Source organism: Alistipes sp. UBA1686 (assembly GCF_002320215.1).
In the GTDB taxonomy this organism is placed as follows: domain Bacteria; phylum Bacteroidota; class Bacteroidia; order Bacteroidales; family Rikenellaceae; genus Alistipes; species Alistipes onderdonkii.
Genome location: NZ_DCKA01000016.1, coordinates 26,548 through 41,674, shown reverse-complemented (window position 1 = coordinate 41,674; position 15,127 = coordinate 26,548). Strand labels below are relative to the sequence as shown.

Here is a 15,127-nt window from a genome sequence, read left to right as displayed (position 1 = left end):
GCATAAACGGGAAGGGGCGAAGATTCGAATCGTTTCGAAGGCTTCGCTCCTTTCCGTTTTTCGTTGCCGCAGGGCGGGGGGCGGAGCTGCCGGGATTTTTTGTGCTGTATATCGGCCCGTCCGGGAAAGTACAGTATCGGGATAAATTATTATATTTGTATTAATAACCGATTCGACAAACTCTAAAAACCTTAATTCTATCGAAATGAACATTCCTTTGATTTTCTGGATCGTCCCTGCCGCTGCTGTCATTGCCCTGGCCGTAGCCTGGGCATTTTACCGCAGCATGAAGTGCGAGGACGAAGGTACCCCGCGCATGCGCGAGATCGCCGAGCACGTGCGCAAGGGCGCCATGGCCTACCTGCGCCAGCAGTACAAGGTCGTACTGATCGTATTCATCATTCTGGCGCTGTTCTTCGCCTACCTGGCCTACGGCGCCGGGGTGCAGAACCCCTGGGTGCCCTTCGCCTTCCTGACGGGCGGTTTCTTCTCGGGGCTTGCAGGCTATTTCGGCATGAAGACCGCGACCTATGCTTCGGCACGCACGGCCAACGCCGCACGCCAATCGCTCGACCGCGGCCTGAAGGTCGCCTTCCGCAGCGGCGCCGTGATGGGGCTCGTGGTCGTGGGGCTCGGGCTGCTGGACATCTCGTTCTGGTATGTTATCCTCGAACGCTTCGTGGAGGTGTCGGGGCCGCAGAAACTCGTGGTCATCACCACGACGATGCTGACCTTCGGCATGGGCGCCTCGACGCAGGCGCTCTTCGCACGCGTCGGCGGCGGTATCTATACCAAGGCGGCCGACGTGGGTGCCGACCTGGTGGGTAAGGTCGAGGCGGGGATCCCGGAGGACGACCCGCGCAACCCCGCGACCATCGCCGACAACGTGGGCGACAACGTGGGCGACGTGGCCGGCATGGGCGCCGACCTCTATGAGAGCTATTGCGGTTCGGTGCTCGCCACGGCAGCGCTGGGCGCGGCGGCGTTCGCCACGGCCGACGGCATGGCGATGCAGCTCAAGGCCGTGCTGGCGCCGATGCTGATCGCGGCCGTGGGGATCGTGCTCTCGATCATCGGCATCTTCCTCGTGCGAACCCGTGAGGGCGCCTCGATGCGCGAGCTGCTCCGCTCGCTGGGCGTGGGTGTCAATTTCAGTTCGCTGCTGATTGCCGGCGCGACGTTCGGCATCCTCTACCTGCTGGGTATCCAGAACTGGCTCGGGCTGTCGTGCTCGGTCATCACGGGGCTCGTCGCCGGTATCATCATCGGGCAGGCTACCGAATATTACACTTCGCACTCCTATAAACCGACGCAGAAGATCGCCGGAAGCGCCCAGACCGGGCCGGCCACGGTCATCATCGCCGGGGTCGGGTCGGGCATGATCTCGACGGCCATCCCCGTCCTGACGATCGGTGCCGCGATTATCCTCGCCTATCTGTGCGCCATCGGCTTCGACATGGAGAATATGATGGCTCCGATGAATATGTCGCTGGGGCTCTACGGCATCGGCATCGCCGCCGTCGGTATGCTCTCGACGCTGGGCATCACGCTCGCCACGGACGCCTACGGCCCGATCGCTGACAATGCGGGCGGCAATGCCGAAATGAGCGGCCTCGGCCCCGAGGTGCGCAAGCGCACCGATGCGCTGGACGCGCTGGGCAATACGACCGCTGCCACGGGCAAGGGCTTCGCCATCGGATCCGCGGCGCTGACCGCACTGGCACTGCTGGCATCCTACATCGAGGAGATCCGTATCGGGTTGCTGCACAACGGCATCACGATGCTTGACCTGCCCAACGGCACCTCGCAGCTGGTCGAGAAGGCTTCGATCCTCGATTTCATGGAGTATTACCAGGTCACGCTGATGAACCCGACGGTGCTGATCGGCATCTTCATCGGCGCCATGATGTCGTTCCTGTTCTGCGGCCTGACGATGAACGCCGTGGGACGTGCCGCCGAGAGCATGGTGAACGAGGTGCGCCGCCAGTTCCGCGAGATCAAGGGCATCCTCACGGGCGAAGGCACGCCGGACTATGCCCGCTGCGTGGAGATTTCGACCCGCGGTGCACAGCGCGAGATGATGTTCCCCAGCCTGCTGGCCATCGTCGTGCCGCTAGCCGTCGGTCTCGTGTTCGGCGTGGCCGGCGTGATGGGCCTGCTGGTCGGCGGCCTCAGTTCGGGTTTCGTGCTGGCCGTGTTCATGGCCAATGCGGGCGGCGCGTGGGACAATGCCAAGAAGATGGTCGAGGAGGGGCATTTCGGCGGCAAAGGCTCCGAGTGCCACAAGGCCACCGTGGTGGGCGACACCGTCGGCGACCCGTTCAAGGACACTTCGGGCCCGTCGCTTAACATCCTTATCAAGCTGATGTCGATGGTTTCCATCGTCATGGCCGGGCTGACGGTGGCTTGCCACCTGTTCTGACCCATGTGACGATAAAGGCAATAAGAAAAGCCACCCGGGGAAGGTGGCTTTTTTTATGGCCTTGCAGCGGGGCTATTTCTTGCTCGCGCCGCTTTCGAGGATCGAGACGATGGAGTAGAGCGTGAAGCAGATGGCTCCGAAACCCGTCAGGACGCGTGCGGGGACGAAATATTTGGGTTCGGAGAGCGCCGCCTCGTAGAGGAATGCCGCGAGGAAGAGGCAGGCCAGCGCCGTAAGCACCGGGATGATCGGGATGCGGTTGGCCAGCGGGAAATCGGCGTGCCAGATCTTTGCCAGCAGGATGACCTTGCTCGATATGCTCCAGCAGATCAGTGCCAGCCCTATGAGCACGAAGCCCACGAAGCTGATCGCCTCGCCCCGGAGCGTGAAGAGGAGGAGCAGCCCCAGCACGAAGGCCAGGCCGCCCATTGCGAGCACCAGCCCCATCCACCGGCGGCGTTCTTCCATCGTATAGCTGCCCCGTGCCTGGCGTGCGATGCTGGCCACCAGCGCGATGAGCGACGTACAGACGCAGGCGATGCCGAACATGACGCTTCCCGCCACGATGTGCACCGGAAGCCTTCCCAGCGCGAAGAGCAGGATGCACCACACCCATGCCCCGGCGGCTATGGCCGACACGATGAAGATCAGCAGCGAACTCTGCCCGCGGGTGAAGCCTGCGGGGTTGACCGAGAAGGTGCTGTCGCCCGAGTTCTTGGGGATCAGGCTGAAACGCGTCGAGGAGGTGGCCGCCGTCGAGACGCACGCCGTGATGAGCCCCAGCCCGCAGACGACATGCCCCGTGACGAACGCCCCGGTCATGTGCGACTGGATGATGAAAAGCCCGCAGATGACCGTCATGGCGGCGACCGCATAGCCGATGGCCGGGAAAAGGTATTTCGCGGCGGCGGTATAGGTGCCGATGATCTGGCGGATGATGGTGGCGGCGGTACAGTAAAGCGCGATGCAGATCGAGCCCAGGAAAAAGAGCACGGGGCCTGCCGTGAGCCGCGAGGGGTCGTCGCCGGCGGCGAAAACGTAGGCGCCGTAAGCGAAACAGAAGGCTGCCATCGCAAGGGGAATGGCGCGGAAGAGGATGCTTATGCCATAGTTCATAATCGGAGTTTTTGTTATGCGCCAGCCTGCAAATCATGAACCAAACGAAAAAATGGCTATCTTTGCCCCATGGAAAATATCGTTTTCGACCTGGGCGGAGTGCTTTTTGCCCGCGACAGAAGCAAGTGTACGCAAGAATTCCACGACTTTTTCAGTTTTATCCGTTCGGAGCCCATGCCGGCTTTCTGGGAGGATTACGACCGGGGCGTGCTGACGCTCGACGAGGTGACCGGCATCCTTTCCGGGGTCAACGCCTGCCCGCGTGCGAAATGCGAGGAGTACCTGCGCCTGTCGATCGACATGCAGGAACCCGTGAAGCCTACCGAACAGCTTGTCCGCGACCTGAAGGCCGCCGGCTACAAGTTGTTCGTGCTTTCGAACATGTCGCGCGAGTTCATCGACTTCCTGCGCCGGTTCCCCGTCTACGGGCTTTTCGACGGCGAGGTGGTCTCCTGCGAGGAGGGCGTGGTGAAACCCGAGCCGGAAATCTACCGGCGACTGCTCGGCCGCTACGGACTCGATCCTGCGCAGACGCTCTTTATCGATGACCGCCCGGCCAATATCGCCGCCGCAGCGGCGCTGGGTATCCGCGGGCAGTTGTTCGACCATTCGGCGCCGGCCGCAACCTGCGACCTGCTGCGCCGCAGGCTGTTGCCCGAAATAGTAGGGTAGCAGCCCGAGACCATATCCGGGTACTCCGTCCGTATAGCCGTACCCGCAGGCCGTTCGCTCCGCCCGCACGAATCGTCGGCTTCCCCTTTTGCAGCGGTTTTCCCTGTCCCTTGATCCGATCCGTCCGATGATTGAAAAATAAAAAGGGCCACTCGTTAGAGCGGCCCTTTGCTTTGGATCGGATTCCGTTATTCGAAGTTGGCATCCTTCATCAGTTCATACTCCGGCGAGAGTGCGTACATGCGTACGTATTCGAACTTGCCGGTGTCGACGAGCTTGAACTCGAATGCGTGCGTCACCTTGCCCGTGCCCGAGCCGATGTGCTGCGTGTAGAGCATCATCTGTACGGTGTAGATCACGTCGATGCCGGAGATCATCTTGACATCGGGGTAGAGCGTACCCAGGGCGGCCGACATTACCTCGCCGAAACGCTTTTCGACTTCGTCGTAGAACGCCTGGTACGATGCGCGTGCTGCTTCCTTGTCGTCCGACCCCCAGTTGTCGTAGGCCGATACGTCGTCGCCGGCTTCGCTCCAATAGTATTTCGGGAGCGTGTTGATACGCCAGTTCAGGTTGGTGTAGCTTGCTGCGCAACCGCTGTAATACTCCGCATCCGTGAGGCGGCTGCCGCTGCGGTTGTCCGTCGTATAGGCGGCGTCCTTGTTCTGGAGTACCCAGTCCACGCAAGCCTGGTAGAAGCTCTTGCTGTAAGCGCTGCGGTCGGGGGCCACGACGAGCGTCATGCTGGGGTCGAAGTTCCATTTGCCGCTGACCTTCTTGAACGGGCCGTCGAGCGTCTCGGGGTCCTCGGTCTTGATCCAGTCCGCACCGTCGTAAGTGTACTCGTCGGCGAAGAGCAGGGTTACCTTGTCCGTCGAGTCGTAGAAGTGGTATGCCACGTTCATCTTCTCCTCGGCCAGGGCGTAGGGATATTTGTACTTCAGGTAGAGGGGCAGGTAGGTGTCCTGCGAGAACGACGAACTGAAGTTGGGATTGGTGGCGCCCATCTGCGTGTAGTCCTCGGGGTTGACCATCGTGGTGTTTTCTGCGGCTGCCCACGACGTGCCGTCGAAGGTGTAAATCGCATAGCGGTTCTTGGTCACCGCGGCGCGGGTCATGCCGAAGGAAGCTGCCGAAGCATTGGCTGCCGGCTTGACAGAAGTGACCATCGTATTGAGGAACTTGCTGCCCGATACGCCGATCGCATAGCCTTCCACGACGACTTCCTGTCCGTCGAGTGCTGGGTCTACGGCGCCGTCCAGGACATACGAGAGGCTGCCTTGTGCCGTCAGCGCTTCGTCGTTGATGACGTTGTAGTAGTTGCCGTCAATTTTCAGCGTACCCGTGTAACGCACGTACTGCGCCGTGGTCAGCGTCAGGTAACCGTCCATGTCGGTACCGTCCATTTCGCGGATCGCGGGGTAGGTGAACTTATTGGCCTCGGTATTGAGTTTGGTGACGGTCGATGCCGCGGGGTACTGGTTCAGCCCGGCATAAGCCGAAGTGGTACCTTCCACGCTGACCAGATCGCCGATGGCATAGGTTCCGGTCGGGTCGGCATTGGTATAGATGAGGATCGACCCTGTGCCGTCGTTGATGAGGAAGCCGCGCTTGTAGGTCGCTGCGATCTGTCCCTTCACGCTGAACGTGCCGGGATCGGCCGATGCGACGACGCCCACGGGCGTGAATGCGGGCTGCGAACCCTCCTCGGTGATCGTGGCGACCATCATGTTGGCGAATTTGGGTGCGTCGCCGCTCTTGCTGACGGAGAAGAGGTAACCGGTCGCGGTGACCTTCTTACCGTCCAGGCTCTCGTCGATCTGCCCCTTGTTGGGGAAGGAGAGGCTGCCGGTGGCCGTCGCGGCACCGTCCACCTTGAGGTTGTAATAGTTGCCGCTGATCGAGAGCGTACCCGTCAGGCTGACGAATTTGATCGACGTTGCGGTCAGGTAGGCGTCGAGCTCGCTGCCCGACATGGCCTGTGCCGTGGGGAAGGCGAAATTCTTGGTTTTCTCCACGAGCGTGATCTCGGCCGTGTTGCCGAATTGCATGCCGCTGTTGTATTCCGTAACGGCACCCTTGACCTTCACTACATCGCCTAGCGAGTAGTTCGACGGGGCGTTCAGATATACCAGAATAGCCCCCGTGGTGTCGTCGACGATAAAGCCGCGGGCATAGGCAGCCGAAACGGTGCCCTGCACGGTATAGTCGCCGGGGGCAATGATTTCGCTGATCTTGTTGATGGTCTCGGGGATTTCGCCGCCTCCGGTCGAAGGCTCCTGCTCGGAATAGGCGTATTCGGCGATGACGTAGTCGCCGGCCTCGGCGTTCTTGACGGCCTCCTTGAGGATGCGCGGCAGGTAGTTGGCTGCCGGCTTACCGGGTGTAAAGTAGTCGGCCGTGATATCCTCGCCCCAGGCTACCTCGTAGTCGGCGGCCTTGAGCTCGTAGGTCGAGGCGGAAGCGATGCCGGTGATGGCCTCGGATATCTCGCCGCGCTGGTTCTTATAGGTAACGGTGACAGTCGAGCCGTTCGAGAGGTAGCTGTCGTAACCTGCAGCCAGGAAGGCGGGCAGGTACGTCGTGGCGGAAGCGGCTTCGGAGAAACATTTTGCAGTGCCTACGGCGGCCAGGGCTGCCACTGCATCGGGCCCTGCGGCTTCGGCGATCGCCTTGTTGGCGGCGTTCGACGCGACGCTGGCGTAGTCGGCGTCGGTCATCGTGTATTTCAGCACCTGGACGTCGGTGATCTCCTTGTCGGGGTTGAACCCGTCCAGATACTCCTCGTTGTAATCGTCGACATTACAACCCCCCCCCACGAATGCTATCGTCGCAAGGGCCAGAAGGTATTTTACAATATGCTTGTTCATATGGTTCGCTGTAATTAGAAGTTAATTTTCAGTCTTACTGTATAGGTGCGACCGAACGAGTACATGACGGCATATACGTTCTGCCAGATACCTTCGTCGGCTGCGGCGCACTGCGCGTCCATGATGTAGTTGTAGTCGTAGACGTTGTTCACGTTGCCGTAGATCGTGGCGCGTACGTTGCCGATCTTGAAGGCGTAGCTGGCCGAGAGGTCGAGCTGGTGTCCCCACGGAATCTTCCACGGGTCTTTCACGTCGACGGTCGAGTTGCCGTTAAGGCTGGTGTTCGAACCGATGTAGAAGTCGGCGTAGTTGTTGCCGTAGGCGTTCCAGTCGGCGCTGACGCGCAGTCCCTTCATCGGGCGAACCGTGACGCCGAGGGCTCCGGTGGTCTGAGCCGAACCGCCGACCTTGATGCCTTTCTGTTTGAGGTTGAGCCATGCGTGGTCTTCAGCCATGATGCCCGAGGCGACCGTGCCGTCCAAAGCCTTGGTCAGGGGCTGCCCCTGCGTGTCGTAAATGTAGCCCTTCGAGTCGCTGTCCCACTGCCAGTCGCCCAGCGAAAGCATACCGGTCACGTCCAGCCAGCGGTTGGGGCGCAGGACGAAATCCAGTTCGAGGCCCATGTGGCGTGCGTCGACACCCGAGAGGTTCACGCGGGCGTAGTCGCCGTTGGCCATCGAGCTGGAACGTACGACCGACTTGTCCATCCAGAGCGTGTAGTAACCGTTCAGGTTGACCGAAAGGATGCCCGAGCGGAATCCGTAGCCGATCTCGGCAGAGAATACCTTTTCGTTCAGCGGGTCGGGGTTCTTGACGTTGCTTGTGGTGCTCTGCAGGAATGCGCCGCCCGAGAAGAACGGGGCGCGGCTGATGTAGCCCAGGTTGGCGAATACGTTGTGTTTCTCGTTGATGTTGTAGTTGGCGCCTCCCTTGACCGTGTAACCGATGAAGTTCACATGCTCGGACTCGGCGTGTGCGGCGTCGTAGTAGAAGCGGTCGTAGCGCCAGTAGCCGGTGTTGGAAACCGAACCCGATACGAAGGCGTTGAGGTTTTTCTTCGTCCACTCCAGCTGGGCGAATACGCCTTCCTGGTGTACGTGGCCGTCGTAGTCGCGGTAAACCTTGTCGCCGACCTGTAATTTCTGGTATTTCCAGTTGGGATCGGCTGCGGCGGCGTTCTGCTCGGGCTTGACGTTCTTGCGGCTGTCGTCGTCGATGTAGTACTTACCGTCGTAGAGGTCGATGATCTCGTTGTTGTGCTCGCCGATGTAGTAGCGCACGTCGATACCGGCCGACAGTTCGAGCGACTTGGAGATTTGGTTGGTATAGGTCGAGAGCAGCCCGTACCACATGTGGTTGTTGTTGCTCTTCGACATGATCATGCGCGAACCGTCGGGACTGGCGGCGTTCATCTCCTGGATCTTGTCGTAGGCGAACGTGCCGTCGGGGTTGCGGAAGGTGGTGTTCAGCACGCCGTAGTTGGTACCCTTCCACATGTTGCGGTCGGCCGAGGTGCGGCCCTGGCCCGAGTAGCCGCTGCCGCGTCCGATCGACATGTAGAGCGCCGTCGAGAGCGACGACTTGTAGTCGATCTGCCACTGGTGGTTCAGCGAGATCTGGGGCTTGTGGTATTCGTTGAAGTGCGAGTAGCGCTGCCTGCCGTTCTTGTCGAAACCGTACTCGGCATTGTAGCGGTACATGTCCTTTTCGCCCATGAAGTTCTTGGCCTTCTGCCACTCCTCGATCTTCAGTCCGTCGTCGAGGGCATGGCGCTGCGCGTGCTTCTGCGGGGCGCCGAAGGCGGTCAGCGACAACTGGTGGCGGTCATTGATGCGCTTCGAGATGTTGACGAACCAGTTGTAGCCTTCGAAGTTGGTTCCCTGGATGTAACCGTCGCCCCAGCGCTTCGCGCCGAGTACCGACAGTGCCCAGCCGCTTTTCGTGAGGCCCGTCGAGAGGCTGAACGAAAGGCTGTAAAGGCCGTCGTTACCTACGCCGAACGAGAACGTGCCGCCCTGCTTGGCCTCGATGCCGTTGGTCACGATGTTGACCGAACCGCCGACCGAGGGCGACGAGATTTTCGAGGCGCCCAGGCCGCGCTGGGTCTGCATGCTGCGCGTCACGTCCGAGAGTCCGGCCCAGTTCGACCAGTATACGCCGCCCCACTCCATGTCGTTCACGGGGACGCCGTTGACCATCACGGCCACGTTGGCCGCCTGGAAACCGCGCATGTTGATCTTCGAGTCGCCGAAGCCGCCGCCGTCCTTGGTCACGTAGACGCCCGGCGTCGATTTCAGGATTTCGGGGAACTCCTGTCCGCCGAGTTTGTAGCTGATTTCCTCGGCGTTGACCGTCGATACGGCAACCGGGGTCTTGCGCTGCACGGCCACCGACTGCATGACGATGACATCCTGCAATGCCACGGCGTCGGGCTCCATCTGGATGATGCCCAGGCGTGCGTTCGGGCCCGTGACGGGTTTTTTGGTCGGGACGTAGCCCACGTAGCTGATCTCGATCTCCTTGGCATCGGTCTTCAGCGTGAAGTTGCCGTCGACGTCGGTGCTGACACCCTGCGATGTGCCGGGTACGGTCACAGAGGCGCCGATCAGCGGTGCGCCGGTCTCATCTACGATTTTACCCGTAACTGCCGATTGCGCGACAGCGGCGGACACTCCGAACAGAATCAGGGCGGCCGTCATGAGGAAATGTTGTAAATGTTTTCTCATACTTTTTAATGGATTAGTAAATAAAAGAGTGTAATGGATATTTCGGTTTCTTCATTTCTGGGTGTCGCGATCCGCGGCACTAATATCGGGGATTTCTCCGCTTCCGCCGGCGGGATGGTTGGAATTTCACAGGATTTTAACCCCCGGCAACCTTTCGGGAAGGCTTTGTGATACATAAAATACTGGGGTTTGTATAAAGTTGCGAGGGATACTCCGCGTGTGAGATACCCCTCGTCGTTGCGTATCGCCGGCCGTGCCCGGCGATAGCCGATATCCGGTTTGCATACCTTCTCCCGCACCGTATCGGTGATGCAGGGTGCCGGTGGAAACCGTTATTTCCATAAAGCCGTCCATAATTTGCTTATACAAATTTAAACCAAATATTTCACAGCCGCAACAGAACACCGCAAATTTTGTTCAAATATTTTTCAACCTGTTGACGGGCACTGCCTTGCACGTGCGGCACGTTCCTTGTGCAGCTGACTCGCATGCAGGCTTTCAAGGAACTATACTGGCGTTATTCGCTTTTCGTGTTGATCCTCGGACTGGGGGTCACGATCTTCATCGAGCTGACCCCGTTTTTGGGCGGGGTGCTGGGTGCCATGACGATCTACGTGCTGCTCCGGCGGCAGATGCATTACCTCACGGCCTGCCGCAAATGGCGGCGCAGCCTGGCCGCGTCGCTGCTGCTGGGCGAGGCGGTGCTGTGTTTCCTGGTGCCAATCAGCCTGATCGTCTGGATGGTCGTCAACCAGGTGCAGGACATCGCCCTCGCGCCCGAGTCGGTCGTCGAGCCGCTCAAGCACATCGCTGCGCTGATCCACGACAAGACGGGATACAACCTCTGGCAGGAGAAGAACATCACGTCGCTCGTGGGCGTGATCCCCCGGCTGGGGCAGTGGGTGCTGGGCAGCATCATGGATTTCGGCATCAACATCATCGTGCTGCTGTTCGTGCTCTATTTCATGCTCATCGGCGGCCTGCGCATGGAAGGCTACTGCCGCGAGATACTGCCTTTCAACCGGGACGTGGGCAGCAGCGTCATGCGCGAGGTGCACATGATCGTCCGTTCGAATGCCATCGGCATCCCCCTGCTGGCCGTCGTGCAGGGCGTCGTGGCGTTCGTGGGCTACCTGGTCTTCAACGCCCCGAGCCCGCTGTTCTGGGGCGTGCTGACCTGTTTCGCAACGATCATCCCCATCTTCGGGACGGCGCTCATATGGCTGCCGCTTGCGGGTTACATGGCGCTGACGGGCGACTGGGGGCCGGCCATCGGGCTGCTCCTCTACGGCGGGCTGGTCGTGACGCACGTGGACAACGTCGTGCGGTTCATCATGCAGAAGAAGATGGCCGATACGCATCCGCTGGTGACGATCTTCGGCGTTTTCATCGGGCTGTCGCTCTTCGGGTTCATGGGGGTGATTTTCGGGCCGCTGATGCTGGAGATGTTCGTCTTCTGCGTCAATATCTTCAAGAAGAAGTACCTCGACGGGACGTCGTACAAGCAGTTGTTCGTCCCCGAGCAGGATATTCAGGCGTAGCCCGCCGGGCGCTTCCGGGCGGGGCGCTTTTACGAAAAGTAACCGTTTCCGGTGTTTTTTGTGAAAAATCCCTGTAAAATGGTTGGAATTTCAAATTGTTTATTATCTTTGTTATTGGAATAACAGTAAAAGCGGCAACAAGAACCCTTAATCAAAAATATCACAATGGCGAGAAATCTCAAAATCAGAGACCTTACGTTGCGCGACGGACAGCAGTCCTCGTTCGCGACGCGCATGTCGCAGGCACAGGTAGACCGTTGCCTGCCCTTCTACAAGGATGCAAATTTCTATGCGATGGAGGTCTGGGGCGGTGCCGTACCCGACTCGGTGATGCGTTATCTCAACGAGAACCCGTGGACGCGCCTGGAGACGATCTACAAGGCTGTGGGCAAGGTGTCGAAGCTCACGGCGCTTTCGCGCGGCCGTAACCTGTTCGGCTACGCGCCTTACCCCGACGACGTGATCGACGGCTTCTGCCGCAACGCGATCGAAAGCGGGCTGGGCATCATGCGTATCTTCGATGCCCTGAACGACGTGGACAACGTGAAATCGACGATCAAATACGTCAAGCAGTACGGCGGCATCGCCGACTGCGCCGTATGTTATACGGTCGACCCGAAATATCCCGAACCCTCCTTCATGCAGCGCCTGATGGGCAAGAAACAGCCGCAGCCCGTCTTCACGGATGCCTATTTCCTCGACAAGGCCAAACAGATGGCCGCACTGGGCGCCGACATGATCACCATCAAGGACATGTCGGGCCTGATCCCGCCGCGCCGTGTCGCCACGCTGGTCAAGCTGTTCAAGAAGAACATCTCGATTCCGGTCGATTTCCATACCCACTGTACCCCCGGCTACGGCCTGGCTTCGGTGCTCGCGGCCATCGTGGCCGGCGTCGACATCGTCGATACCAACTGCTGGTATTTCGCCGAAGGCACGGGTGCCCCGGCCATCGAGCTGGTACACGTCTTCTGCAAGAAGCTCGGCGTTGATACCGGTGTGAACATGGAGGCCGTGGCCAAGATCAACACCCAGCTGCGCGAGATCCGCAAGGAGCTCAACCAGTCGGTATTCGGCGCGGACAAACCCGAGCCCAAGGCGTTCAACCCGCTGACCGACAAGCTGCCCGCCGAGATCGACGCCCTGTTCGACAAGGCTATCGCGGCCGCCAAGGCCGACGATGAGGACGCTACGATCGACGCCTGCCGCAAGATCGAGGCCTATTTCGGGTTTCCGGCTCCCAACGAACTGGTGCAAAAGGCCGAGATCCCCGGCGGCATGTACTCGAACATGGTCGCCCAGCTCAAGCAGCTCAAGGCCGAGGACATCCTGCCGCGCGCCATGGAGCTGATCCCCTCGGTGCGCCTGGCCGCAGGCCTGCCGCCGCTGGTGACCCCGACCTCGCAGATCGTCGGTGCGCAGGCCGTCAACTGCGCCCTCGACGAGAAGGCCGGGCGTCCGATGTACACCAACAAGAGCTCGCAGTTCGTCGGCCTGGTCAAGGGCGAGTACGGACACACGCCCGTGAAGATCGACCCCGAATTCCGCTTCAAGATCTGCGGCGTGCGTGAGGAGACGCCCTACGATACGTCGAAATACCAGATGCAGCCCAACCCCGAGCTGCCCGAGGCCGGAGGTGTGAAGCTCGCCGCCAACGGGAAAGAAGTGCTGCTGCTCGAGCTGTTCCCGATGGTCGCCAAGACATTCCTCACGGACATGAAGGTCAAGGCTTACGCCGCGGCCAAACCCGCCGAGCCCAAGGCCGAGGAGAAGAAAGTCGAGGAGGTGAAGAAGATCGTCATCACGGGCAATGCCGTGACGGCGCCGCTGCCCGGCCGCATCATCGAACTCAAGGTCAAAGTGGGCGATACGGTCAAGGCCGGCGACGAGATCGCAGTCCTGGAGGCCATGAAAATGGAGAATTCCGTGACGACCGATTACGCCGGCACGGTGAAGCAGGTGCTGGTGCAGCCCGGCGAGAACGTGGCGACCGACGCCGTACTGGCCGAGATCGGATGATCCCCTCCGGCACATTCGTCCGAAGAATGGGCAGCCGGCTGTATGTCGGTTGCCCTTTTTCGTGCGGTTTTCCTGAAAAACAGTATATTTGTACCATCAAATAATTAAACCTCAGACTTATGGCATTTCTAAAAGAATTCAAGGAGTTCGCCCTCAAGGGGAATGTGATGGACATGGCCGTCGGTGTAATCATCGGCGGTGCATTCGGCAAAATCGTCTCGTCGTTGGTGAACGACATCCTGATGCCGCCGATCGGGGCGCTGATCGGCAATACCGATTTTTCGCAGCTGCGGCTCGATATTTCGAAGTTCCGGGACATGACTTCGAGTGCCGTGCATGCCGTCGGCGACGTCGTGACGGGCGGCGGCGAAGCCGCTGCAAAGGCGGCTGCCGAGCCCGTTTACTGGAATTACGGCGCCTTCATCCAGCAGTGCATCGACTTCACGATCCTGGCGTTCTGCGTCTTCCTGATGGTCAAACTGATGAACCGCCTGATGCGGAAAAAGGAGGAGGCAGCTCCGGCACCCGCTCCCGAACCCGCACCCACGAAGGAGGAGTTGCTGCTGACGGAGATCCGCGACCTGCTCAGGGAGCAGAAGAAATAATTACCCGATACGTACAGCGGGCTGTCTGCATTTGGCAGGCAGCCCGCTTGTATTTGCGCGTGCCGGCCGTGCCCATGGGATTGTGGCAAGGGAGGGGAACCCGCTGCCCGGCCCGGCGGTCTTATTGGTCGGACTCCTTTTTGTGCGTATACTCCTGTAATATATAAGTGGTGAAGATCGGGAACATCATCATTCCCAGCGTAGGCAGCAGGATGGTGATGACCTTGCCGATGGCCGTGACGGCGAATATCTCGGCTCCGACGGTCGTGACGTTCATCCAGGCCCACCACAGGGCGTTTCCGAAACCGTGGAGTTTGTCATTGACGAATATTTCGTAGTCGTAGAAGACCAGTGCCGAGATATAGGTGAAAACCACGACCGTGAAGATGTAGGCCGTGAATAGCCGGCGGATCTTGTTGTCCACGAGCCATTGCACGACTACGTAGAGTGCCAGGAACGCCCGCATCAGCGGCATCACCCCGATCAGCATGGCCCAGTAGCGGGGGAGGTCTGCACCGCTCCAGGCCAGGATGTTCAGGTAAGGGATCGAGATCAGGAAGAACAGAATGTTCCGCCCGAAGAAGCGCCCTTTACGTTCGGCCGCCGCCCAGCGTACGAAAAAATCGCACAGGAAAAGGATGCAGACCACCAGCTGCACGGTCAGGTAGCTCTGCGAAAAACGGGTGTGGTCTCCGCCGATGATTTCCCACGAGACCGCGGCGAGCAGGACTACGCCGGCAATTACTTTGAGTATGCTCAGGGAATTGGCGATTTCGTTGCGTGATGTGTCTGTCAGCGGCATGTCATTCTGTTTGCCCACAGGCGGGCAAAATCGGTGCCAAAGCCCCGGAGTCTGAATTTTCCGGTGATTTTTTGCCGAAAGATTTTGCATGAATAAAAAATTCTATTACCTTTGCACTCGCTTTGATGCAATGGCGGGTTAGCTCAGCTGGTTAGAGCGCATGATTCATAATCATGAGGTCCCGAGTTCAAGTCTCGGACCCGCTACGAAATACAAAGGGACACTTGTACGCCAGGTGTCCCTTTTTTGTTCCCCGCCTCTCCTCGTCTACCGATCTTCGCACAACCCTTTGTCCCGCCCCGTTCGGCTGTGTCCGTCCGCCCTGTTTTATTTTGCCGCGGCCGGCGAATCCGG

General features: G+C 59.7%; 9 protein-coding genes and 1 tRNA gene. 6 read left to right on the top strand and 4 right to left on the bottom strand.

Features of this window, described 5'->3' with window-relative positions; all coding sequences use genetic code 11:
• The first annotated feature begins 205 nt into the window (after positions 1–205).
• Positions 206–2,422: a sodium-translocating pyrophosphatase gene (locus tag B3C38_RS06785; RefSeq protein ID WP_286726364.1), complete on the top strand. Its 2,217-nt coding sequence runs from the start codon at positions 206–208 to the stop codon at positions 2,420–2,422.
• A 72-nt stretch (positions 2,423–2,494) separates the two neighbouring features.
• On the opposite strand, the gene B3C38_RS06780 is transcribed toward B3C38_RS06785, so the two are convergent.
• A complete protein-coding gene (locus B3C38_RS06780) occupies positions 2,495–3,538 on the bottom strand; it encodes a DUF2776 family protein (RefSeq protein WP_286726362.1) in 1,044 nt (347 codons plus the stop codon).
• A 69-nt stretch (positions 3,539–3,607) separates the two neighbouring features.
• Here B3C38_RS06780 and B3C38_RS06775 point away from each other — a divergent pair, with 69 nt between their 5' ends.
• Positions 3,608–4,210 carry an HAD family hydrolase gene (locus B3C38_RS06775; protein ID WP_032134487.1) on the top strand — a complete coding sequence of 201 codons (603 nt, stop codon included), beginning with the start codon at positions 3,608–3,610 and terminating at the stop codon, positions 4,208–4,210.
• Positions 4,211–4,398: 188 nt separating this feature from the next.
• Here B3C38_RS06775 and B3C38_RS06770 read toward each other — a convergent pair whose 3' ends face one another.
• Together B3C38_RS06770 and B3C38_RS06765 are read right to left on the bottom strand one after the other, a co-directional pair.
• Positions 4,399–7,080 carry a hypothetical protein gene (locus B3C38_RS06770; RefSeq protein WP_286726359.1) on the bottom strand — a complete coding sequence of 894 codons (2,682 nt, stop codon included), beginning with the start codon at positions 7,078–7,080 and terminating at the stop codon, positions 4,399–4,401.
• Between the two features lie 14 nt (positions 7,081–7,094).
• Complete coding sequence (locus tag B3C38_RS06765) at positions 7,095–9,806, bottom strand: TonB-dependent receptor (RefSeq protein ID WP_055212442.1); 2,712 nt, start codon at positions 9,804–9,806, stop codon at positions 7,095–7,097.
• Between the two features lie 488 nt (positions 9,807–10,294).
• Here B3C38_RS06765 and B3C38_RS06760 point away from each other — a divergent pair, with 488 nt between their 5' ends.
• The 3 genes from B3C38_RS06760 (at position 10,295) to mscL (ending at position 13,971) form a co-directional block, all read left to right on the top strand.
• Positions 10,295–11,347 (top strand): AI-2E family transporter, encoded by a 1,053-nt coding sequence (locus B3C38_RS06760; RefSeq protein ID WP_022331703.1) that lies wholly within the window; start codon positions 10,295–10,297, stop codon positions 11,345–11,347.
• A gap of 165 nt (positions 11,348–11,512) precedes the next feature.
• Positions 11,513–13,366 carry a biotin/lipoyl-containing protein gene (locus tag B3C38_RS06755; RefSeq protein ID WP_022331704.1) on the top strand — a complete coding sequence of 618 codons (1,854 nt, stop codon included), beginning with the start codon at positions 11,513–11,515 and terminating at the stop codon, positions 13,364–13,366.
• A 119-nt stretch (positions 13,367–13,485) separates the two neighbouring features.
• A complete protein-coding gene (mscL, locus tag B3C38_RS06750; protein ID WP_022331705.1) occupies positions 13,486–13,971 on the top strand; it encodes a large conductance mechanosensitive channel protein MscL in 486 nt (161 codons plus the stop codon).
• 121 nt (positions 13,972–14,092) lie between these two features.
• Here mscL and B3C38_RS06745 read toward each other — a convergent pair whose 3' ends face one another.
• Complete coding sequence (locus tag B3C38_RS06745) at positions 14,093–14,773, bottom strand: potassium channel family protein (RefSeq protein WP_055212447.1); 681 nt, start codon at positions 14,771–14,773, stop codon at positions 14,093–14,095.
• A gap of 132 nt (positions 14,774–14,905) precedes the next feature.
• Here B3C38_RS06745 and B3C38_RS06740 point away from each other — a divergent pair.
• A tRNA-Met gene (locus tag B3C38_RS06740) sits at positions 14,906–14,979 on the top strand.
• Positions 14,980–15,127 lie beyond the last annotated feature (148 nt).